This is a genomic window from Pseudoalteromonas sp. c7(2019) (assembly GCF_011378625.1).
In the GTDB taxonomy this organism is placed as follows: domain Bacteria; phylum Pseudomonadota; class Gammaproteobacteria; order Enterobacterales; family Alteromonadaceae; genus Pseudoalteromonas; species Pseudoalteromonas arctica.
On record NZ_WTKS01000006.1, the window covers coordinates 91,238 to 114,841 of the forward strand.

Annotated in this window: 21 protein-coding genes; 14 read left to right on the forward strand and 7 right to left on the reverse strand. The window is 39.7% G+C overall.

All coding sequences use genetic code 11. The annotated features are described in order from the left end of the window. Window positions 1–80 precede the first annotated feature (80 nt). On the reverse strand, window positions 81–1,367 hold the full coding sequence (locus GQR38_RS08575) for a citrate synthase (RefSeq protein ID WP_007586875.1): 1,287 nt from the start codon (window positions 1,365–1,367) through the stop codon (window positions 81–83). Window positions 1,368–1,787: 420 nt separating this feature from the next. Between GQR38_RS08575 and sdhC the strand changes: the two genes are divergently transcribed. The 8 genes from sdhC (at window position 1,788) to sucD (ending at window position 11,654) form a co-directional block, all read left to right on the forward strand. Further along, the gene (gene sdhC / locus GQR38_RS08580; RefSeq protein ID WP_076914908.1) at window positions 1,788–2,165 is read left to right on the forward strand and encodes a succinate dehydrogenase, cytochrome b556 subunit; all 378 of its coding nucleotides are present in this window, start codon (window positions 1,788–1,790) and stop codon (window positions 2,163–2,165) included. Continuing rightward, window positions 2,156–2,503, forward strand: a complete 348-nt coding sequence (gene sdhD, locus GQR38_RS08585; protein ID WP_007586873.1) for a succinate dehydrogenase, hydrophobic membrane anchor protein — start codon at window positions 2,156–2,158, stop codon at window positions 2,501–2,503. The genes sdhC and sdhD overlap by 10 nt, the downstream gene beginning before the upstream one ends. Further along, window positions 2,504–4,276, forward strand: coding sequence for a succinate dehydrogenase flavoprotein subunit (gene sdhA, locus GQR38_RS08590; protein ID WP_007375750.1), 1,773 nt, complete (start codon window positions 2,504–2,506; stop codon window positions 4,274–4,276). It abuts the gene before it with no gap. A gap of 10 nt (window positions 4,277–4,286) precedes the next feature. Further along, entirely contained in the window at window positions 4,287–5,003 is a 717-nt protein-coding gene (locus GQR38_RS08595; RefSeq protein ID WP_007375751.1) for a succinate dehydrogenase iron-sulfur subunit, read from the forward strand. A 94-nt stretch (window positions 5,004–5,097) separates the two neighbouring features. Beyond that, window positions 5,098–7,917: a 2-oxoglutarate dehydrogenase E1 component gene (gene sucA, locus GQR38_RS08600; RefSeq protein ID WP_010552673.1), complete on the forward strand. Its 2,820-nt coding sequence runs from the start codon at window positions 5,098–5,100 to the stop codon at window positions 7,915–7,917. Window positions 7,918–7,920: 3 nt separating this feature from the next. After that, a complete protein-coding gene (gene odhB / locus GQR38_RS08605; RefSeq protein WP_007586871.1) occupies window positions 7,921–9,438 on the forward strand; it encodes a 2-oxoglutarate dehydrogenase complex dihydrolipoyllysine-residue succinyltransferase in 1,518 nt (505 codons plus the stop codon). A 177-nt stretch (window positions 9,439–9,615) separates the two neighbouring features. Then, complete coding sequence (gene sucC / locus GQR38_RS08610; protein ID WP_007586870.1) at window positions 9,616–10,782, forward strand: ADP-forming succinate--CoA ligase subunit beta; 1,167 nt, start codon at window positions 9,616–9,618, stop codon at window positions 10,780–10,782. Further along, window positions 10,782–11,654 (forward strand): succinate--CoA ligase subunit alpha, encoded by an 873-nt coding sequence (gene sucD / locus GQR38_RS08615; protein ID WP_007586864.1) that lies wholly within the window; start codon window positions 10,782–10,784, stop codon window positions 11,652–11,654. The genes sucC and sucD overlap by 1 nt, the downstream gene beginning before the upstream one ends. Before the next feature lie 60 nt (window positions 11,655–11,714). Here sucD and GQR38_RS08620 read toward each other — a convergent pair whose 3' ends face one another. Then, entirely contained in the window at window positions 11,715–12,785 is a 1,071-nt protein-coding gene (locus GQR38_RS08620; RefSeq protein ID WP_024592581.1) for a DUF3083 family protein, read from the reverse strand. Between the two features lie 218 nt (window positions 12,786–13,003). Here GQR38_RS08620 and glnS point away from each other — a divergent pair, with 218 nt between their 5' ends. Continuing rightward, on the forward strand, window positions 13,004–14,662 hold the full coding sequence (gene glnS, locus GQR38_RS08625) for a glutamine--tRNA ligase (RefSeq protein WP_165721945.1): 1,659 nt from the start codon (window positions 13,004–13,006) through the stop codon (window positions 14,660–14,662). Between the two features lie 306 nt (window positions 14,663–14,968). Here the strand turns inward: glnS and fur are convergent, their stop codons facing one another. The 5 genes from fur to GQR38_RS08650 all read right to left on the reverse strand — a co-directional run bounded on the left by fur (window position 14,969) and on the right by GQR38_RS08650 (window position 17,506). Further along, the gene (fur, locus tag GQR38_RS08630; RefSeq protein ID WP_007586857.1) at window positions 14,969–15,412 is read right to left on the reverse strand and encodes a ferric iron uptake transcriptional regulator; all 444 of its coding nucleotides are present in this window, start codon (window positions 15,410–15,412) and stop codon (window positions 14,969–14,971) included. A 186-nt stretch (window positions 15,413–15,598) separates the two neighbouring features. Further along, window positions 15,599–16,126 carry a flavodoxin FldA gene (gene fldA / locus GQR38_RS08635; RefSeq protein ID WP_007586856.1) on the reverse strand — a complete coding sequence of 176 codons (528 nt, stop codon included), beginning with the start codon at window positions 16,124–16,126 and terminating at the stop codon, window positions 15,599–15,601. Between the two features lie 14 nt (window positions 16,127–16,140). Beyond that, entirely contained in the window at window positions 16,141–16,419 is a 279-nt protein-coding gene (gene ybfE, locus GQR38_RS08640; RefSeq protein ID WP_002962928.1) for a LexA regulated protein, read from the reverse strand. 2 nt (window positions 16,420–16,421) lie between these two features. Then, complete coding sequence (locus GQR38_RS08645; RefSeq protein ID WP_002962930.1) at window positions 16,422–16,643, reverse strand: DUF2788 domain-containing protein; 222 nt, start codon at window positions 16,641–16,643, stop codon at window positions 16,422–16,424. Window positions 16,644–16,738: 95 nt separating this feature from the next. Beyond that, a complete protein-coding gene (locus GQR38_RS08650; RefSeq protein ID WP_007586854.1) occupies window positions 16,739–17,506 on the reverse strand; it encodes an alpha/beta fold hydrolase in 768 nt (255 codons plus the stop codon). Window positions 17,507–17,726: 220 nt separating this feature from the next. Here GQR38_RS08650 and seqA point away from each other — a divergent pair, with 220 nt between their 5' ends. The 5 genes from seqA (at window position 17,727) to GQR38_RS08675 (ending at window position 23,600) form a co-directional block, all read left to right on the forward strand. Continuing rightward, window positions 17,727–18,323 (forward strand): replication initiation negative regulator SeqA, encoded by a 597-nt coding sequence (gene seqA, locus GQR38_RS08655; RefSeq protein WP_165721944.1) that lies wholly within the window; start codon window positions 17,727–17,729, stop codon window positions 18,321–18,323. Window positions 18,324–18,332: 9 nt separating this feature from the next. Continuing rightward, complete coding sequence (gene pgm, locus GQR38_RS08660; protein WP_007586850.1) at window positions 18,333–19,970, forward strand: phosphoglucomutase (alpha-D-glucose-1,6-bisphosphate-dependent); 1,638 nt, start codon at window positions 18,333–18,335, stop codon at window positions 19,968–19,970. Window positions 19,971–20,091: 121 nt separating this feature from the next. Beyond that, window positions 20,092–21,144: a succinylglutamate desuccinylase gene (gene astE / locus GQR38_RS08665; RefSeq protein WP_165721943.1), complete on the forward strand. Its 1,053-nt coding sequence runs from the start codon at window positions 20,092–20,094 to the stop codon at window positions 21,142–21,144. A gap of 264 nt (window positions 21,145–21,408) precedes the next feature. After that, window positions 21,409–22,623 carry a thiamine pyrophosphate-dependent dehydrogenase E1 component subunit alpha gene (locus GQR38_RS08670; protein WP_165721942.1) on the forward strand — a complete coding sequence of 405 codons (1,215 nt, stop codon included), beginning with the start codon at window positions 21,409–21,411 and terminating at the stop codon, window positions 22,621–22,623. Next, the gene (locus GQR38_RS08675) at window positions 22,623–23,600 is read left to right on the forward strand and encodes an alpha-ketoacid dehydrogenase subunit beta (RefSeq protein ID WP_165721941.1); all 978 of its coding nucleotides are present in this window, start codon (window positions 22,623–22,625) and stop codon (window positions 23,598–23,600) included. The genes GQR38_RS08670 and GQR38_RS08675 overlap by 1 nt, the downstream gene beginning before the upstream one ends. Window positions 23,601–23,604 lie beyond the last annotated feature (4 nt).

Genomic DNA, 23,604 nt, shown 5'->3' on the forward strand with positions numbered 1-23,604 from the left:
TAATCGGTTTATGATAATTCTCAAGTGTTGTTAATAAAAAAGGCCGCAAAATGCGGCCTTTTTAAACTAACCAACGTTAATTAACGCTTGTCAGTTGATACGTAGTCACGTTGAGTGTAACCAGTATAAAGTTGACGAGGACGGCTGATCTTATGACCAGGTTGAGATAGCATCTCATCCCAGTGAGTGATCCAACCAACAGTACGTGCCATTGCAAAGATTACAGTGAACATGCTTGTTGGAATACCAATCGCTTTTAAGATAATACCAGAGTAGAAATCTACATTAGGGTATAGTTTTTTCTCTACAAAGTATGGGTCTTCAAGCGCAATTTGCTCAAGCTTCATAGCAATATCAAGAAGTGGATCTTGGATATTCAGCTCAGCTAAAACTTCGTGACACGTTTGACGCATTACTGTAGCGCGTGGGTCAAAGTTTTTGTAAACACGGTGTCCAAAGCCCATAAGGCGGAACGGGTCAGCTTTATCTTTAGCTTTAGCTACGTATTCATCAATACGGTCAACAGAGCCAATCTCTTCTAACATGTTTAAACATGCTTCATTAGCGCCGCCGTGAGCAGGGCCCCATAAAGATGCAATACCAGCTGCAATACATGCATACGGGTTAGCACCAGATGAACCAGCAAGACGAACTGTTGAAGTTGATGCATTTTGTTCATGATCTGCATGAAGCATAAAGATTTTATCCATCGCTTTTGCAGTTACTGGATTAACTTTATATTCTTCAGCAGGTACAGAGAACATCATGTGTAAGAAGTTTTCTGCGTAGCTTAAATCGTTACGTGGGTATACAAACGGTTGGCCGATATTTGTTTTATAAGCCATTGCCGCGATTGTTGGTAACTTAGCAACAAGCTTAACTGCGCTTGTTTTACGTTGTTCAGCATCAGTAATATCAAGGTCTTCATGATAGAAAGATGATAATGCACCTACTACGCCACAAAGCATTGCCATTGGGTGAGCGTCAAAGCGGAAACCTTGGAAAAAGTTAGCAATCTTCTCGTCAAGCATAGTGCTTGTAGTGATTTCATTCTTAAAAACTTCATATTGTTCTTTAGAAGGTAACTCACCATTTAAAAGTAAGTAACAAAGTTCAATGTAATTTGAGTCTTCAGCTAATTGCTCAATTGGGTAACCACGGTGAAGTAGTACACCTTTACCACCATCAATATAGGTGATTGCAGATTCACAAGAACCAGTCGACATGAAACCTGGGTCATAAGTAAAGTGACCGTGTGAACCTAACGTACGTACGTCGATTACATCTTGGCCAGCAGTGCCTTGATAAATTGGAAGTTCGATTGGATCTAGTCCATCAATTTGGACTGTGGCTTTTTTATCTGCCATCGTTATGTATCTCCTATTAAGATATCTATTCTGATTTTTAGATTTTAAAGTTCTGAAATCTGTTTTAAGCACATCTTCTCATTTTAACGTGAAAGAGGGGGTTAAAGTCAATTTTTATAAACATTATGCATATATGTATAATAAATATTCGGTATTAATTAAATATAATACTATTGGCTAATTCGCAAACATCTCTAAATAAACAAGAATTGTAAAAAGCCCTGTGGGTATATATACTAACGGTGGTTTTAAACCGTATTGTATTTGGGTAAACATATTCTTAACAGCTTAAAATTTACAGGTTTGTGAACTTTAATTGTTTTGGTACGTTTATTTTGATAGTTCCATCAGTAATATTTGGTGGGTTTTTAGAAAAACAAGTAGATGAGCTCCACTGTGAGCAAAGATGGGCAAGTAACTGTGAAAAAGCAAAGACCTGTAAATCTAGATCTAACAACTATATCTATGCCGGCAACGGCTAAAGCTTCAATTTTTCACCGCGTCACCGGTGTTGCATTATTTTTTGCTTTAACGTTTGTCATTTGGGCTTGGTCTGAGTCTCTCTCTTCAGCTGAAAGTTTTGAATTCGTCAAGGGTCTGTTTAACGGATTCATTGCCAAATTTATAGCTTGGGGCACTGTTTCTGTATTAGGTTATCACCTTATTGGTGGTATCCGTCATATGATTATGGATATGGGACATTGGGAAGAACTTGAATCAGGTAACCTCAGCGCTAAAGTTTCAATGGCTCTTGGTGTTGTGTTTGCCGTATTGGCAGGGGTGTGGATATGGTTTTAAATCAAGCAACTCTAAAACGTGATGGTGTACAAGATTTCGTATCTTTACGTACCACGGCATTAATAATCAGCGCTTACGCGATTTTTATTATAGGCTATTTTTTAGCGACGCCAGAAGTCACTTTCGAAGCCTGGACAGGCCTCTTCTCTAACCTAGCAATGAAAGGGTTTACGTTAATTACCCTTGTTTGCATTATGGTTCATACCCGCATTGGCCTTTGGCAAGTTCTTACAGACTATGTTAAGTGCGCAAAGCTTCGTGCAGTTTTAGGTTTTGTATTAAACCTAATGGCCGTTGCTTACGTAGCTATTGGTCTAATCGTATTATGGGGTGTTTAAGTGAAATATTCTGTTCGTGAATTTGACGCCGTAGTAATTGGTGCAGGTGGTGCAGGTATGCGCGCTGCTTTAGCAATTACAGAATCTGGCAAAACGTGTGCATTAATATCTAAAGTATTCCCAACGCGCTCACACACTGTATCTGCTCAAGGCGGTATTACGGTTGCGCTTGGTAATTCACACGAAGATAACTGGGAATGGCATATGTACGATACCGTTAAAGGTTCCGATTTTATCGGTGACCAAGACGCTATTGAATACATGTGTCAAACTGGCCCAGAAGCTATTACCGAATTAGAAAACATGGGTTTACCATTTTCTCGTTTTGAAAATGGCCGTGTTTACCAACGTCCTTTCGGTGGTCAATCGAAAAACTTTGGTGGTGAACAAGCCGCGCGTACTGCAGCAGCTGCTGACCGTACTGGTCATGCTTTATTACACCTTCTATATCAACAAAACGTTAAAAACAAAACAAATGTATTCTCTGAATGGTATGCACTTGATTTAGTTAAAAACGATAATGGTGATGTAGTAGGGTGTACTGCAATTGAGATTGAGACAGGTGAAGTTACCTTCTTCAAATCTAAAGCTGTTGTATTAGCTACTGGTGGTGCAGGTCGTATATTTGCATCAACCACTAATGCTCACATTAACACTGGTGACGGTGTTGGTATGGCAACACGTGCTGGTATTTCTATGCAAGACATGGAAATGTGGCAGTTCCACCCAACGGGTATCGCAGGTGCTGGTACGCTAGTAACTGAAGGTTGTCGTGGTGAAGGCGGTTATCTTTTAAATAAAGATGGCGAACGCTTCATGGAACGTTACGCACCAAACGCAAAAGACTTAGCGTCTCGCGACGTTGTTGCACGTTCAATGATGACTGAAATCCGTGAAGGTCGTGGTTGTGATGGTCCTTGGGGTCCACATCTTAAGTTAAAACTTGACCATTTGGGTGAAGAAACACTTAACTTACGTCTTCCTGGCGTATGTGACCTTGCTAAAACATTTGCTCACGTTGACCCTGCAAAAGAGCCAATTCCAGTAATTCCAACTTGTCATTATATGATGGGTGGTGTTCCTACTAATGTAAATGGACAAGCGCTACAAATCGATGCTCAAGGCAACGAAACAGTAGTTCAAGGTTTATTTGCAGTAGGTGAGATTGCATGTGTATCTGTACACGGTGCAAACCGCTTAGGTGGTAACTCATTACTTGATTTAGTTGTGTTTGGTCGTGCTGCGGGTAACTTCTTAGGTAAGTACCTAAATGACGTTGAAATATCTAAAGCTGCTTCAGAATCAGACTTAGAAGCGTCTCTTGCACGTTACAATCGTTGGGAAAATTCAACGGCTGGCCAAGGTGAAGATCCAGTTCAAATCAAAAAAGACCTACAACAATGTATGCAGCTTAACTTCTCGGTATTCCGTGAAGGTGACTCAATGGCTGCAGGTCTTCAAGAACTTAAAGAAATTCGCGAACGTCTGCAACATGCTCGTCTTGATGATAAATCATCAGACTTCAATACGCAGCGTATCGAATGTCTTGAACTAGACAACTTAATGGAAACAGCTTACTCGACTGCAGTAGCTGCAAACTTCCGTACAGAAAGCCGTGGTGCACATTCTCGCTTTGACTACCCAGATCGTGATGACGAAAACTGGTTATGTCACTCAGTATTCAATCCTGTAACGGATGAAATGAGCAAGCGTGATGTAAACTATGCGCCTAAAACGCGTGAAGCTTTCCCACCTAAAGCACGTGTTTACTAGGAGATAGACGATGGCACAAGTACAATTTTCAGTTTATCGTTATAATCCAGATGTTGACAACGCTCCTCGTATGCAAGAATACACCTTGCAAACAGAAGAAGGTCACGACATGATGGTGTTGGATGCACTTATTCTTTTAAAAGAACAAGATCCTACATTATCTTTCCGTCGTTCATGCCGTGAAGGTGTGTGTGGATCTGATGGTGTTAACATGAATGGTAAAAATGGTTTAGCATGTATTACTCCTTTATCTACGCTACAAAAAAATGGCAAAGGTAAAATAGTAGTACGTCCATTACCAGGTTTACCTGTGGTTCGTGACCTTGTTATTGACATGAGTCAGTTCTACACTCAGTACGAAAAAGTTAAACCTTATTTAATTAATGATCAGCCTGCAGCAGGCGAACGTCTTCAAACTATTGAAGAACGTGATAAATTAGATGGGCTTTATGAGTGTATTTTGTGTGCATGTTGTTCAACATCGTGTCCTTCGTTCTGGTGGAATCCAGACAAGTTCATTGGTCCAGCAGGTCTTCTTCATGCTTACCGTTTCTTGGCTGATAGCCGAGATACAGCAACTGAAGAACGTTTAGCGGATTTAGACGATGCGTTCAGTGTGTTCCGTTGTCACAGTATCATGAACTGTGTTAGCGTTTGTCCTAAGGGTCTTAATCCGACCAAAGCAATTGGACAAATCAAATCTATGTTACTAAACCGAGCGGTTTGATAGCTTAGTAAAGGTAAGATGGCTAATATTAAATTATATTAGCCATCTTGTTATAATAACTATTAATTTCTGCGCTAAAAAAAAGGGCTTATAAATGCACGAAGGTGTGATGAAGGCATGGCTAGAATCTTCACATTTAAACGGCGGCAACGTTGCTTATGTAGAAGAGCTTTATGAAGCGTATTTAGACGATGCGACTTCTGTGCCAGACGAATGGCGAGAAGTGTTTGAACAATTACCTAAAGTTGATGGTGTGGATGTTGAAGTAAAACATTCAGAGGTTCGAGCACAGTTTGCACAGCTTGCAAAAAACAAGCATAGAGAAGTAGTGGTAGCAGAGGGTAGTGGCGGTGACCTTAAACAGGTTAAAGTTCTACAACTTATTAATGCTTTCCGTTTTCGTGGGCACCAAAATGCAAACCTAGATCCATTAGGTATTTGGCAACGAGAGCGTGTACGAGATTTAGAGCTAGAGTACCACGACCTATCTTCAAGTGATTTTGACCGCGAGTTTAACGTAGGATCGTTTGCCGTAGGGCGCGATACTATGCCTTTAGGTGAACTATACCAAGCACTAAAAACTACATATTGTGGTTCAATTGGCGCTGAGTATATGCACATCACATCAACAGAGGAAAAACGTTGGTTACAACAACGTCTAGAATCTGTCCAGTCTAGGCCTAAATTCTCAAAAGATGAAAAGCTACGTATCCTTAAAGGGCTTACTGCAGCAGATGGTCTAGAAAAATATTTAGGGTCTAAGTTCCCTGGTGCTAAGCGCTTTTCACTTGAAGGTGGCGATGCGTTAGTTCCAATGCTTAAAGAGCTTATTCACCGCGCTGGTGAAAGCGGCCAACAAGAAGCTGTTATTGGTATGGCTCACCGTGGTCGTTTAAACGTTTTAGTTAATGTACTTGGTAAAAACCCATCAGAATTATTTGATGAATTTGCTGGTATACATAAAGAAACGTTAGGTTCTGGTGATGTTAAATATCACATGGGTTATTCGTCTGACTTTGCTACCAAAGGTGGCAATGTACACATGGCGCTTGCGTTTAACCCATCTCACCTAGAAATCGTAAACCCTGTTGTAATGGGCTCTGTGCGTGGTCGTCTCGACCGTTTAGGTGATAAGTCAGGCATTAAAGCACTTCCTATTACCATCCATGGTGATTCTGCTATTGCTGGACAAGGTGTTGTTCAAGAAACGTTTAACATGTCACAAACTAATGCGTTTAGTTGTGGTGGTAGTATTCGTATTGTTGTCAACAACCAAGTAGGTTTTACAACCTCTAAGCAAGATGACGTTCGCTCAACGCCATACTGTACTGACATTGCTAAAATGGTTCAGTCTCCAATATTCCATGTTAATTCTGATGATCCTGAAGCCGTTGCATTTGTTACTCAACTTGCTCTTGATTTTAGAAATCAGTTTAAGCGTGACGTAGTAATTGATTTAGTTTGTTACCGTCGCCATGGTCACAATGAAGCTGATGAGCCTAATGCAACTCAGCCTGTCATGTACCAAAAAATTAAAAAGCATCCAGTGCCGCGTTTAATCTATGCAGACCAACTGATTGCTGAAGGCTCTTTTTCTGAACAAGAAGTTAAAGCCTTAGCTGATGAGTACCGTGATGCACTAGATGAAGGCAGCTGTGTTGTTTCAGAAATACAGCCAGAGACGTCGCATTCTTCTGAGTGGGCCAAATATATTGGTCATGAATGGAATGTTGACTACGATGCTAGCGTATCTGTAGAGAAGCTAAAAGCTCTTGGTGAGAAAGTAGCTTCTTACCCAGAACAACATAAAGCTCAATCTCGCGTTAAAAAGATTTATGACGATCGTAAGCTAATGGCCACAGGTGAAAAACCACTTGATTGGGGTATGGCAGAGACTCTTGCCTATGCAACAATTGCGTCTGAAGGTACTGACATTCGTTTAACAGGACAAGACACAGGTCGAGGAACATTCTTTCATCGTCATGCTGTTGTTCATGGTCAATCTGATGGTACAACTTACACTCCTTTAGAGCATTTAAGTGAAGATCAAGGCACATTTGAAGTCTTTGATTCTGTTTTATCTGAGGAAGCTGTCGTTGCGTTCGAATATGGATATGCTACCGCTGAACCTAAGTCTCTCGTAATATGGGAAGCGCAATTTGGTGACTTCGCCAATGGTGCACAAGTTGTATTTGACCAGTTCTTAAGTTCTGGTGAGCAAAAGTGGGGCCGTTTATGTGGGCTTACAATTTTGCTACCGCACGGCTATGAAGGTCAAGGGCCAGAGCATAGTTCAGCACGCTTAGAGCGTTTCTTGCAACTATGTGCTGATCACAACATGCAAGTGTGTGTTCCTTCAACGCCGGCGCAAGTTTACGCTATGCTTCGTCGTCAGTCAGTTCGACCACTTCGTCGTCCTCTGATTGTTATGACGCCTAAGTCGCTACTTCGTCACCCGCTTGCAACTTCATCACTTGAAGAGCTTTCACACGGTGTTTACCATAATATGATCGACGAAGTTGATGATATTAACCCTGAGAAAGTAGAGCGCGTTGTATTTTGTAGCGGTAAAGTTTACTACGAGTTACTACAAGAGCGTCGTAAGCTTGAGCAAGATAATATTGCAATTGTACGTGTTGAACAGTTATACCCGTTCCCACACGATGAAATGCAAACAATTATAGAGCGCTACCAACACGTAACTGATTTTGTATGGTGTCAAGAAGAGCCACAAAACCAAGGTGCATGGTACTGTTCACAACATCACTTTATTGATGCAATCCCACAAGGTGCTAAATTAAAATATGCAGGACGTAAAGCGTCTGCATCACCAGCGTGTGGTTACATGTCAGTACATACTAAAGAACAACAAGCGCTCGTTGCCGACGCGCTTACTATAGAAAATAAAGGATAAGCAATGAGCACAGAAATTAAAGTTCCTGTTCTTCCTGAGTCGGTTGCAGATGCTACCGTTGCTACATGGCATGTAAGTGTTGGCGACAAAGTAACTCGCGATCAAAACTTAGTAGACATTGAAACAGATAAAGTGGTTTTAGAAGTTGTTGCACAGCATGACGGTGTAATAACAGAAATATCACAAGAAGAAGGTGCAACCGTACTTGGCGATCAAGTTATGGGTTTACTTGGTGATGCTGATGCAGCGCCAGCAAGTGAAGGTTCAACTAAAGAAGAATCAGCACCAGCTAAATCAGAAGACGCGCCAGTGGCGCAATCAGCACCAGCATCAGAAGGTAAAGAAGTGGATATTAAAGTACCTGTACTTCCAGAATCAGTTGCAGACGCAACAATTGCTACATGGCATGTACAACCAGGTGACGCGGTAACACGCGACCAAAACTTGGTAGATATTGAAACAGATAAAGTTGTTCTTGAAGTAGTAGCTCAAGAAGATGGCATCATGGGTGATATCATTCACGGCGAAGGCGATACTGTATTAGGCGAGCAAGTAATTGGTTCGGTTAAAGCAGGCGGTGCACCAGCGGCTCCAGCTGCAAAAGCAGACGCAGCGCCAGCAGCAGATTCAAGCGAAAGTTCAGATGTGTTAACACCATCAGTTCGTCGTTTAATTGCTGAGAAAGGCCTAGACGCTTCTAAAATTAAAGGCACGGGTAAAAATGGTCGTGTAACTAAAGAAGACGTTGATACTTTCTTAAAAGCACCAGCGCCAGCGGCTAAAAAAGCAGAAGCTTCTGCTCCAGCTGCACCGATGGGCGATCGTACTCAAAAACGTGTACCTATGACTCGTTTACGTAAAACGATTGCGACACGCCTTCTTGAAGCTAAAAACTCAACTGCAATGTTAACAACATTCAACGAAGTGAACATGGGACCAATCATGAGCCTTCGTAAGCAGTATCAAGAAACGTTTGAAAAGCGTCACGGCATTCGTTTAGGTTTCATGTCTTTCTATGTGAAAGCTGTAACTGAAGCTCTTAAGCGTTTTCCAGATGTAAATGCTTCAATTGATGGTGACGATATTGTTTACCATAACTATTTCGATATCAGCATTGCAGTATCTACTCCACGTGGCTTAGTTACTCCAGTACTTAAAGATTGTGACAAACTATCTGTTGCTGAAATCGAAAAAGGTATTCGTGAGTTAGCACTTAAAGGTCGTGATGGTAAGCTTACGCTTGCTGATATGACGGGTGGTAATTTCACTATTACTAATGGTGGCGTATTTGGTTCATTGCTATCTACACCTATCATTAACTTGCCACAGTCTTCAATCTTGGGTATGCATAAAATCCAAGACCGTCCGATGGCTGTAAATGGTAAAGTTGAAATACTACCTATGATGTATTTAGCACTTTCTTATGACCACCGTATCATTGATGGTAAAGAATCTGTTGGTTTCTTAGTGACTATTAAAGAGTTACTTGAAGATCCAACTCGCTTATTGCTAGATGTTTAATCTAGTTGTATGAAATGTAAGCTGTGAATGAACATTCACAGCTTTTTTTTTGCGCCTTTGGTCGTACTGGGGTTTTCATGTTAAGCCTTGGGATCTATACTAGGTGCGCAATTTGGGATAGTTGTTTATTTGAAAAAATATTCAGCTCTTTTAGTATAAAAAATTGGATAAAGCATCATGAATTTGCATGAGTATCAGGCAAAACAACTTTTTGCCGAATATGGTTTACCCGTTTCTACAGGTTACGCTTGCGATACACCTGAAGAAGCTGCTGCAGCTGCTGAAAAAATTGGCGGCGATATGTGGGTTGTTAAAACTCAGGTTCACGCAGGTGGACGTGGTAAAGCTGGCGGTGTAAAGCTAGTTAAAACTATCGAAGAAGTAAAAGCGTTTGCAGCTAACTGGTTAGGTAAAAACCTAGTTACTTACCAAACAGACGAGAAAGGCCAGCCAGTAGCTAAAATTTTAGTAGAAAGCTGTACTGACATTGCTAACGAATTGTACCTAGGTGCAGTAGTTGACCGTGCATCTCGTAAAGTAGTTTTCATGGCGTCTACTGAAGGCGGCGTTGAAATTGAAACTGTTGCTGAAGAAACACCAGAGCTTATCCACAAAGCAGAGATCGACCCGTTAGTAGGTCCTCAAGCTTACCAAGCACGTGAACTAGGTTTCAAATTGGGTCTTAACCCAGTACAAATGAAACAGTTTGTTAAGATCTTTATGGGTCTTGGTAAAATGTTCACTGATTTTGATTTCGCATTACTTGAAATCAACCCGTTAGTAATTACAGACGAAGGCAACCTTCACTGTCTTGACGGCAAAATCGGTATTGATGGTAATGCACTTTACCGTCAACCTAAAATCCGTGAATTCCACGATCCATCTCAAGAAGATGCTCGTGAAGCACACGCAGCAAGCTTCGAGCTTAACTACGTTGCTCTAGACGGTAATGTTGGTTGTATGGTTAACGGTGCAGGCCTAGCAATGGGTACTATGGACATCGTAAACCTACACGGCGGCAAGCCGGCTAACTTCTTGGATGTTGGTGGCGGTGCTACTAAAGAACGTGTTTCTGAAGCATTCAAAATCATTCTTTCTGACGACAATGTTAAAGCTGTTTTAGTAAACATCTTTGGCGGCATCGTTCGTTGTGACATGATTGCTGAAGGCATCATTGGCGCAGTTAAAGAAGTTGGCGTAACCGTACCAGTAGTTGTACGTTTAGAAGGTACTAATGCTGAATTAGGTCGTGAAGTTCTCAAGAACTCTGGTCTAGATATCATTGCTGCTGAATCACTAACAGACGCTGCTGAAAAAGTTGTTGCTGCTGCGGAGGGCAAATAATGTCTGTATTAATCAATAAAGATACAAAAGTTATCTGTCAAGGTTTCACTGGTGGCCAAGGTACTTTCCACTCAGAGCAAGCGCTTGAGTACGGTACACAAATGGTTGGTGGTGTTAGCCCAGGTAAAGGCGGTCAAACGCACCTTGGTCTTCCTGTATTCAACACCGTTCGTGATGCTGTAAAAGAAACTGGCGCAACTGCTTCAGTTATCTACGTACCAGCTCCTTTCTGTAAAGATGCAATCTTAGAAGCTATCGATGCTGGCATCGAGCTAATAGTTTGTATTACTGAAGGTATCCCTACACTTGATATGGTTGATGTTAAAATCAAACTAGATCAAACAGGTACTCGTATGATCGGTCCTAACTGCCCAGGTGTTATTACTCCTGGTCAAACTAAGATTGGTATCATGCCTGGTCATATCCACAAACCTGGTAAAGTAGGTATTGTTTCTCGCTCTGGTACTTTAACGTACGAAGCAGTTAAGCAAACTACTGATGCTGGTTTTGGTCAGTCTACGTGTGTTGGTATTGGTGGTGATCCAATTCCAGGTACTAACTTTATCGACGTTCTAGAAATGTTCGAAAAAGATCCACAAACTGAAGCAATCGTAATGATTGGTGAAATTGGTGGTACTGCAGAAGAAGAAGCTGCAGAGTACATCAAAGCTAACGTTACTAAACCTGTAGTATCTTACATTGCTGGTGTTACTGCACCAGAAGGTAAGCGTATGGGTCACGCTGGCGCAATCATTGCCGGCGGTAAAGGTACTGCTGATGAGAAATTTGCTGCATTAGAAGCTGCGGGCGTAAAAACTGTACGTTCACTTGCTGATATCGGTAAAGCACTTAAAGAGAAAACAGGCTGGTAATCGCTTGTTTTTCTTTAAAAAGGCCCGCATATGCGGGCCTTTTTGTCATTAGATGAAAATTTAGAACGGGTAACTAATATGCTGGAAAAAACGTACAGATAAGTCTTGGCGTTGTTTATTTATAGCCAGCTCATTACACAGAGTATAGATTGTTTTTTCTACTTGGTTCATAAATCGACCGTAGCCCATTTCATGTTTATCCTGCTGCGTTGCGACTACTACAAAATGCAGCGTTTCTACCAATTTACTTGCTTCATAAAAGTGCTTAATTTGATTTTCATTAGATTCAATATCAAAACTTAACTTTTGAAGTTCATCATTGCCTTCACTTTTATCTATTTTACTGTTGCGTATAATAGGCGTTGCACCGTTAGCAACCATAGCGCCATGGTTTAAGTTATTATTTTGACACGCCCGTATAAATGCATAAGCAAAGTAGTCATAAAATTTAGCATAATCGTTTGTGTTCATTAGTGTTTGAAACTGCGTTTTAATAGCGCGCGAAACCGGTATAGTAAAAGTGGCGTAAGTCATCTCTGCATAATCATTGGGTATGCTGCATTGTCTTGATTGGTAGCGAGGGTAGAGACTTCTTAATTTGTAACCATAGCTTTCCTTGTTGCCTTTTTCTTTAGCAAATAGGTCATACGTTAAGTGTTGATGGTCGCGTAGTTTAAACTGGGGCTGATTTATTAAGAGTTGTCCTTGTAAAGTGTCTAACACTTTTTGGACTTTATTATGAAATTCTGCAGAGTTGGCTCGTAAATCATCGCCTGTTGCTAAAAATAGAATGCGTATTTTTTTACTTGGTGTACCTTCAGTGTAATAAATCTTATGCGCTTCGTGATAACGGGGATTATAAAAAAAGAGCATTTGTTTATCTGTTTCTAATTGATAAGACTCATCATTAAATCTTACAACGGGTAGTTTATCATTTGCTAATAAGTGCACATTATAAAGCTCATACTCATCACAAGAAGCAAACAGCTGGCGTGCAATACGTTCGTAGCAGCAATTTATATCACTAAAGCTTTTATAAAAATCGTGATTAGGGGTTATTTCAGCTAAAAGGTAGTGGTTAGCGCGTGCATTAGTTGGAATATATACACGATGTTGATTAAGTGTCGCCATCTTTAAATCCTTATAATGTAGGTTATTTACCTACTATAAACTGTTTAGATGACTTAAATATTGCGTTAAAACAAATTTTATTCATAAACAATGGTTCAGCTGAATTAAAGTTAAGCAATATCAAAAATAAACCTTAATCTAGTGCTGTATGTTAGTGTATGTTTTTGTAATAATGCATTAGTTTTGTTATTACGTAATATTTAGAGGACTGCACTCCTATGGCGGAAATTGAGAATCGCCCAAGTAACTTTATTAGAACCCGAATTGATGAAGACTTAGCAAGTAAAAAGCATGCAACAACGCATACACGTTTTCCACCTGAACCAAATGGCTTTTTGCATATTGGTCATGCCAAATCAATTTGTTTAAATTTTGGCATCGCAAAAGATTATAACGGTTTATGTAACTTACGTTTTGACGATACAAACCCAGAAAAAGAAGACATTAACTACGTTAATTCTATAAAAGAAGACGTACAGTGGTTAGGTTTTAACTGGGATGGCGATATAAAGTATTCTTCTAACTATTTTGATACTTTATATGGTTACGCTGTTGAGCTTATAAATAAAGGCTTAGCGTACGTTTGCTTTTTAACAGCAGACGAAGCACGCCAATACCGTGGTACATTGAAAGAGCCAGGTAAAAATAGCCCGTACAGAGATACATCAGTTGAAGAAAACCTAGCGTTATTTGAAAAAATGCGTGCTGGCGAATTCAAAGAAGGCGAATGTGTCCTGCGTGCTAAAATTGATATGGCTAGCTCATTTATGGTGCTTCGCGATCCAATTATTTATCGCGTACGTTTTGCTCATCATCATCAAACAGCAGACAAGTGGTGCATTTACCCAATGTATGACTTCACGCACTGTATTTCTGATGCACTTGAAGGTATTACACATTCATTATGCACACTCGAGTTTCAAGATAACCGTCGTTTGTACGACTGGGTACTTGATAACATTAGTTTAGAGTGTCACCCACAGCAAATTGAGTTTTCACGTTTAAATCTTGAATACACAATTATGTCTAAGCGTAAGCTAAGCGATTTAGTGGTAAATAACCATGTAGAAGGGTGGGATGACCCACGCATGCCTACAATTGCAGGCCTACGTCGCCGTGGTTATACACCAGGTTCAATCCGTGAGTTTTGTTTGCGTATTGGTGTAACAAAACAAGAGAATATGGTTGAAATGGGTATGCTTGAAGCATGTATCCGTGAAGATCTAAACGAAAATGCACCACGTGCAATGGCCGTACTCGATCCTGTTAAAGTTGTTATTGAAAACTACGATGCAGACAAGGTTGAGGTTTTATCTGTGGCTAACCACCCAAATAAAGAAGAAATGGGTCGTCGTGATGTACCGTTTACTCGCGAAATTTACATCGAACGAGAAGACTTTAAAGAAGAAGCAAATAACAAGTTTAAACGTTTAGTGCTTGATAAAGAAGTACGTTTGCGTGGCGCTTATGTTATTAAAGCACAGCGTGTTGAGAAAGACGAAAATGGCGAAATTACAACTATATTCTGTACTTACGATACTGAAACACTTGGTAAAAATCCAAGTGATGGACGTAAAGTAAAAGGTGTTATTCACTGGGTTTCAGCACCAGAGTGTATTACGGCAGAAGTTCGTTTATACGATCGTTTGTTTAGTGTTCCAAACCCAGCAGCCGCTGATGAGTTTGAAACAACATTAAATCCAGAGTCACTGGTTGTTTTATCAAACGCTAAATTAGAGCCATCGCTTGCTAATTCACAAGCAGAGCAGGGCTTTCAGTTTGAGCGTACGGGTTATTTCTCTCGTGATTCTAAATCAGAGAACGTTGTATTTAACCAAACAGTGGGTCTTCGTGATTCATGGTCTAAGACTCAATAAGTAATATCTAAAAACCTGAACCCTGGATAATAAATCTATCTCGAGCAGCTATTTTCAGCGCTAACTGCGTTGAATTTACTTGCAATAGGCCAGCTATTGACGCGTGAATTCGCCTTGTTTTTACTTAAAATCTCTGGCTAGAGAAATAAATTTAAATATCACCATGATTCAATACGTTGGTAAATCTCTTAACCAGAGTTCAGGTTTAATATCCCCAGTATTTACTGGGTATATTCATTACAAGCGTATTTTAGACACAAAAAAACCTGCACTTAGCAGGTTTTTTATTGCTTTTTAAAAGCGGTATTAGCTGTTAGCGTCGCTAAATTCTTTACACGCTGCTTTATCATTACACTCACCGTATAAATATAAAGAATGGTTTGTAAGTGTAATACCATTTTCTTCAGAAATTTCAAGTTGACGACGTTCAATCATCTCATCTTCAAACTCTACAACTTTGCCACACTTCAAACATACTAAATGATCGTGGTGTGTGCTTCCTGAAAGTTCAAATACTGATTTGCCACCTTCAAAGTGATGACGGCTTACAATACCCGCATCATCAAATTGGTTAAGTACGCGATATACAGTTGCAAGACCAATTTCTTCACCTAGATCCAAAAGAATTTTGTAAACATCTTCAGCACTGATGTGTTGGTTATCTGGAGATTGTAAAATCTCTAATATTTTAATACGCGGTAAAGTTACTTTTAAACCGGCTTTTTTAAGTTCCAAGTTATGATCAGTCATTAAATCTGTCTCAATTTTATTTGGTTATACTAGACATCTTGCAAAGATGTACACGACACATTAGCAACAAACAGGATAACGTGCCTAAGCGTTAAGTGCAAAGAACAATTGATTTATATTGCCACTAAAGCTTAAAACGCTAACTGTTTGATAATTATTTAAACAGCTAGCGATATATGCAGTAAATTAGTCAGCTAATTCACTTAAACACATCTCTTCATATACTTGAGCAGACCATGCTTTAACACGTTGTTCTGTAAGCTCTGGTTGACGGTCTTCGTCGATACCCAAACCTACAAAATGCTTATCATCAGCCATGCCTTTAGATGCTTCAAAGTCATAGCTTTCGCTCGGCCAATGACCAACAACAATAGCGCCACGTTCAGTAACGATATCGTTGATCATGCCCATCGCATCTAAAAAGTACTCAGCGTAATCTTCTTGGTCTCCACAACCAAAAATAGCAACAAGTTTACCTTCAAAGTCTACTTCTTCAAGTTCTGGAAAAAAGTCATCCCAGTCACATTGTGCTTCGCCGTAGTACCAAGTAGGGATACCGAATAAGATTAAATCAAATTCAGCAATCTCTTCTTTAGAGCTTTTTGCAATATCATGAACAGCCACTAGCTTTTTACCCAATTCTTTTTGGATCATTTTTGCTACGTGTTCTGTGTTACCTGTGTCACTTCCGAAAAAAATGCCTACACTTGCCATGGATTTAAAACCTTTTATGTATCAATAGCCAATCTTTCTTGTAAAATCGTTTCAATCAGCGCACTGCGGCTAATATTTTGTGCATCTGCCATATCACTCAATGCTTGATATAACTGCGATGAAACTTTAAATTCAACACGCTTTAAGCCACGTGCTTTATCTCTTTTTATTTGATTACGTTTATTTACCTTTAACTGCATATCCCGTGAAAGGGGATTGGTTTTAGGTCTGCCTGGGCGTTTTTCGTATTCAAATAAATCGAGTGTAGTTCTATCTGTTTCTGACTTCGCCATGCTTAACCTACACCTGCGCCTTGCCAAAATACTTGAATAAGACCTTTAGCAATAAAGCCTGAACAACCTAAAAAGAGCACACCCCAGACAATGTATTGTCCGAACTTAGGCACATTGCCACTTTTTAGTACGTCTTTAATTGCCATGCCGATGAATATGAAAATACCGGCTAAGCCAAAATACAACCCTAGGGTATCAAATTCGTTAATTAACTGACTGACCATCAACGTATAACCTTTAAATTAAACGGCGCGTACTATAGCATATAATTATTCATATATTTAGTGCGCAAAATCAAAAACACGCGATTAAAATTGCTTTAAACCGCAGTTAAAAAGTCGTTTATCGCTTTATTTACGGCAAGTGGCTTTTGAGCATGAAGCCAATGGCCTGCGCCATGAATTATTTTAGCCTTGGTATTTTTAAAGCGGGCTTTAATTGCAGTACGATGCTCGGGCAAAATATAGTCAGAATCATTACCTTTAATGAAAAGAGTATCGCATAAACAAGAATTGTTTTCATTAACATTGGATGTAATTGTAGAATATTTTTCGTCAAGCACATTTAAATTAAATCGCCATGCAAAATGACCTTCCTCATTTTTAGCGAGGCTTTTAAGTAGAAACTGTCGAACTCCCAGTTCTTCTATGTAAGGCTGCATTAGAGCATCAGCTTGTTTTCTATCGTCAATTGATTGTGCTGAAACAGCTTTTAATGCCTGTAATATTTTTGTGTGCCGAGCAGGGTAACTAACAGGTGCTATATCAAGTACAACAAGCTTATTTACAAGTTCAGGATGTGTAAGCGCTAATTCCATTGCCACTTTACCACCCATAGAGTGCCCAACTAAATGTGCTTTATCTATGTTCAAATGTGCTAATAACTCAACAATATCTTGTGCCATTGCCGGGTAGTTCATTTCATCACTATGAGGAGAAAGCCCGTGGTTACGTAAATCAACGTTAATAACAGTAAAGTGTTCACTTAATGGTTTTGCTATTACATTTAGGTTTTCTAATGATCCAAAAAGCCCATGTATCAAAATAACATTAGGACCTTGCCCTTGTTGCTTGTAATTTAACTGCATACTCGCCTCCTGAAAATTTCGCCATAGTTTGCCGAGCATTGCTCTAAAAAGCAAAAAATACAGCGACTATTTATTAAATTGGGCTTTTGTTTGTTAAATCAACAACAATGAGGTAAATATTAATATGTTTACGGGAGTGCTTGTTGTAACTCGCATTTCTGATTGGTTTGGGTATAATCACACGGGAGAAAAAAATGTGACCCGTAATGACAGGAAGAACATGAAACAAATCGACATAGACGACGAGTTATATCAATATATTGCAAGCAATACGCAAAGTATTGGTGAAAGTGCATCCACTATTTTACGTCGTTTATTAAATCTGAGCGGCGAAAAAATTCAAACCGCAAACGTAGAACTAACTCAAAATAATCAAACTGCGACTACGTCTACCGCCACATTAAAAAGCTCAGAGCCATCTGCTGCTGAGACTTCAAAAAAACAAACGCCTGTAGCTCATGCACTCGTGAAGCAAAAAAGCGATAATGTTTTTAATGTATTAAATAAAGAAGAGCTGGCAATGCAAAAAGGTGTTGTTGGACGCTTTTTGTTTATTTTAAGTGCATTTTACCGCACACATAAAACTGATTTTTCTGCGGTATTAGACATAAAAGGGCGTGACCGTGTTTACTTTGCTACTAGTAAAGAAGCTTTAGTAAATAGCGGTAGTAGTATGAATCCTAAAAACATAACCGATAGTGAATATTGGGTTATGACTAATTCTAATACAACGCGTAAAAAAATGATGCTTCATGAAGTTGCTCTTTGCCTTGGATATAGTGCAGAGCAAGCTGAAAAAATTCGCGATTACCTGTAAGGAAATATAATGGCTATTCACTCAGGCGCAGGCAAAACTGCTCCACAATCGGCACTGGTTAACGTACCTAAATTAGTATCTGCGTATTACTTAAATGAACCTGATCTTGAACAAAATCCAGAGCATTGTGTTGCCTTTGGTACCTCAGGGCACCGTGGTTGTTCTTACGATGTTAAATTTAACGAGTCACACATTTTAGCGATTACTCAGGCTATTTGTGATTACAGAAAACAAAATGACATATTTGGTCCGTTATTTTTAGGCAAAGACACACACGCATTGAGTGAAGCCGCATTTAACTCGGCTATTGAAGTATTAGTTGCTAACGAAGTGCAAGTGATAACGCAAGAAGATGGTGATTTTACGCCAACGCCAGTTATCAGCCATGCCATAGTGAGCCACAATAAGCTACACCCAAATGAATTAGCAGACGGGATTGTTGTTACGCCTTCGCATAACCCTCCTGAAGATGGTGGCTTTAAATACAACCCACCTAATGGCGGGCCAGCTGATACCGACGTCACTAAATGGATTGAAGACAGAGCTAATCAACTTTTACTAGAAGATTTAGTTGAAGTTGAGTTGTTCCCATTCGCTAAAGCATCGCGTTCTGGCTTTATCCGCTACGAAGATTTAATGACTCCTTATATTGATGACTTAGCAAATATCGTTAATTTAAAAGCAATTAGCGATGCAGGTATCAAAATTGGTATCGATCCACTAGGTGGTTCAGGCATCAACTTTTGGCCAGTCATTGCAAAAAAATATAATTTAGATTTAACCGTAGTTAATGATGTTGTTGATCCACGTTTTGCTTTTATGCCACTTGATAAAGACGGCAAAATTCGTATGGATTGTTCATCGCCTTATTCAATGGCAAATCTTATTGCACTAAAAGATGATTTTGATGTGTCTATTGGTAACGACCCTGACTACGATCGTCACGGGATTGTAACGCCAGATGGTTTAATGAATCCAAACCACTTTTTAGCAGTGGCAATCGATTACTTACTTAAACACCGTGATTGGAATGAAACCGTAGAAATTGGTAAAACATTGGTTTCTAGCTCTATGATCGACAAAGTAGCTGCTCGTAACAACCGTAAAGTTAAAGAAGTACCAGTAGGCTTTAAATGGTTTGTTGAAGGCTTAAGCAAAGGCAAGCTTGCCTTTGGTGGCGAAGAAAGCGCAGGTGCTGCATTCTTACGTTTTGATGGCTCTGTATGGTGTACAGATAAAGACGGCTTCATTATGGGTCTACTCGCTGCAGAAATACTTGCTGTGACAGGTAAAACGCCATCAGCGCTTTATAAAGAATTAGAACAAGAGTTTGGTTCTCCAATTTATAAACGCCTAGATGCACCAGCCACAAGCGGTCAAAAATCACGTTTAAAAGCATTGAGTGCTTCTGATGTTAAAGCAGATACACTTGCTGGCGAGCCTATTTTGCAAAAATTGACTCATGCACCAGGTAACGATGCCGCCATTGGTGGTTTAAAAGTGGTTACTGAAAATGGCTGGTTTGCAGCGCGTCCATCAGGTACTGAAGATATTTATAAAATATACCTTGAATCATTTAAAGGTGAAGAGCATTTAGCGTTACTTGAAAAAGAAGCTAAAAAGCTTGTAGATTCAGTTATAAGCTAACTTAATCTAATAATTTTAAAACGGCTGATTTATTCAGCCGTTTTCGTTTCTATACCTTGTGTATTTATAAAAATATATGCATAAGAGTCTACTCTCACATTATTTTTAAAGGGCTTATTATATGTCAGCCAATCCATCTTACTTAAATGAATTAAAACAAACAGGCGATTTTTTAACGCTTAGTCGTGACAACGAATGGCATTTAGATGCAGGTGAGTTTGTTTTAGATAATGGGACTCGTGTAAATATACACGATACCGGAGTCATTGAGTTTCAACCTGCTGTTATAACGTCAAAAGATGTAGTTTATTCAAGCGCTGTACACGGTAACGAAACTGCGCCAATTGAAATCTGTGATGCACTTATTAAACAAATTATAAAAGGCGAGCTGATACTTAAGCAGCGCGCTTTGTTTATTTACGGTAATCCACAATCAATTAATATTGGCCTGCGTTTTGTAGAAGAAAACTTAAATAGATTATTTAATGGTCACCATACAGTTGAAGGTGTACCAATGAATAATGAGCGAAACCGCGCTGCAAAGCTTGAGCGATACGTAAGCGATTTTTATACACGTGGCGAGCAAGGCAGTAGCCGATGTCATTACGACTTACACACTGCAATTAGAGGCTCTAAAAACGAAAAATTTGCTGTGTATCCATTTTTACATGGTAAGCCATGGAAAAAGTCGCAGTTACAATTTTTATTGAGTTGTGGTGTAAATACCGTACTTATGATGAAATCTCCTGCAACCACATTTAGCTATTATTCGTCATTTGTACACGGTGCTGATTCTTTTACGGTAGAGCTGGGTCAAGTTAAGCCATTTGGTCAAAACGATATGGCTCGCTTTGAAAAAACAAAGCAAACCTTAACTGCATTAATTAGTCAAAATGAAGTTAAATACCCTGAATTTAATGCAAACGATTTTGAATTGTTTGCTGTCCATCGCACAATAAATAGAACGCAGAACGATTTTAGCTTTCCTTTTTCTGACGATGCCGAGAACTTTACTGGCTTTGCGAAAGGTGAACTACTTGCAACCGACGGTGATACAGCGATTTACGCTGACGTTGAAGGAGAGGCTATTATTTTTCCAAATGCGAGCGTAGCATTAGGGCAAAGAGCACTCCTTACTGTTATTCCAATGGATATTGATAGCAATTTCGTATAATTAACTCATCAGACCACTAGTTACCTCAAGTTAACTATATGATTACTATTAATTAAAGTAAGCGTATCGTTAACTTGCCAGTTTTTTAATCAGTATTTGCTTTTGTTTCGTCCTAGATCTGTTGAATAACACTTTACGTTAACGTAAAGTGTTGGCAGCTTTAATTAAAGATAGTGCAGATGTTGCAAAGTTTAACCAGCAACAATCACCCACAATAATAATTTAAAGGGGCACTGTTTTACCGACAACAAAAGAAGGTAGGTTATGAGTAATCCAAATAACGTATCGCTGAATATTAACCACGAGCTTGAATTTATTGATGGTCAAGCACTTAATATTCCAACCCTTAGTATTTTAACTGAGGACGGCGACATTCATCCTAGTGCAACCGCACCTGACATTTCAAAACATACCGCTATTAAGTTATATGAAACAATGCGTTTTATACGTTTGTTAGATGAACGTATGCAAGGCGCGCAGCGCCAAGGCCGTGTTAGTTTTTATATGCAATGCCTAGGCGAAGAAGCCGCAGTTACAGCCTCTGCTGCTGCACTTGATCAAGACGATATGATCATGGCTCAATATCGTGAACAGGCAGCCCTGCATTATCGTGGCTTTACGCTTGATCAATTTATGAACCAAATGTTTTCAAATGAATTGGATTTAGGCAAAGGCCGTCAAATGCCAATTCATTATGGTTCTAAAGCGCTAAACTACATGACGATTTCATCGCCATTGGGTACGCAAATACCACAGGCAACGGGTTATGCATATGGCCAAAAAATAAAGCACATCGACGCTAAAACAGGCGAGCTTGCCAGCACAATTGATAATGTGACTATTTGTTACTTTGGTGAAGGTGCTGCATCTGAAGGTGACTTTCATGCCGGTTTAAATATGGCCGCTGTTCACAGAGCGCCGGTTATATTTTTTGCACGTAATAACGGTTATGCCATATCTACCCCTGCTGATGAGCAGTTTAAAGGCGACGGTATCGCGTCGCGTGGTGTGGGTTATGGCATTAAAACAATTCGTGTTGATGGCACAGATGCACTTGCTGTGTATGCGGCAACTAAAAAAGCACGCGAAATAACCTCAACACAAGGTGAGCCTGTACTTATTGAATCGATTGCTTATCGTTTAGGAGCGCATTCTACGTCGGACGATCCAAGTGGTTATCGTTCTAAAGATGAAGAAGCGAATCATCAAACGTGTCCTATTGATAAATTTAGAAAATGGCTGGTCAAGCAAGACTGGTTAAACGAAGAAGACGATTTAAAAGCAAAAGAGTCGATTCGTGAAGAAATTTTAGCAGCGCTTAAACGTGCTGAAGTTGTTGCAAAGCCCGCTTTAGAAGAATTGATATCTGACGTTTACGATACACCAATTCCATTATTGCAACGCCAGTACGAGCAACTAAAAGAACATATAAAACAGCATCCAGATGCTTACCCAGTAACCGCAGGGAGAATTAAGTAATGGCTAAAATGAACATGCTCCACGCAATTAACTCTGCTCTCGATATTACGATGAATGAGCATCCTCAAGCCTGTATTTTTGGTGAAGATGTTGGTTACTTCGGTGGTGTATTTAGAGCAACATCTGGCTTGCAAGAGAAGTACGGTAAACACCGTGTTTTTAATACGCCTTTAACCGAGCAAGGTATTTTAGGTTTTGCTAATGGTTTAGCGGCTTTTGGTGCGCCTGCATTAGCAGAAATTCAATTTGCTGATTATATTTTTCCAGCGTTTGATCAAATAGTAAATGAAGCCGCTAAGTTTCGTTATCGCAGTGGTAATGAATTTAATGTCGGTAACTTAACTATTCGTACGCCCTATGGCGGTGGTATTGCCGGTGGTTTGTACCATTCACAATCACCCGAAGCGTATTTTGCGCACACACCAGGTTTGAAAGTAGTTGTACCGCGTAACCCTTATCAAGCTAAAGGATTATTACGTGCATCAATTAAAGACGATAATCCTGTCATATTTTTTGAGCCTAAGCGCTTATATCGTGCATCAATTGGCGAAGTGCCAGAAGAAGATTATAGTATTGAATTAGGCACGGCTGAAGTAGTACAAGAGGGTAGTGATATTACGCTTTTAGCGTGGGGTGCTCAAATGGAGATTATTGAAGATGCAGCAAAGCAAGCAAGCGAGCAAGGTATAAGCTGTGAAGTAATTGACCTTCGTAGTATTTTACCTTGGGATGTTGAAACGATTGCTAAATCGGTTACTAAAACCGGCCGTTTAATCGTGAGTCATGAAGCGCCTATAACCAATGGCTTTGGTGCAGAGATAGCCGCGACAATACAACAAGAGTGTTTCTTGCATTTAGAGTCGCCAATTTTACGTGTATGTGGTCTAGATACCCCATACCCGCTGGCACTTGAAAAAGAATACGTACCGGATGCACTAAAAGTGTTGGCTGCAATTAAACACTCAATGGATTTTTAGGGGT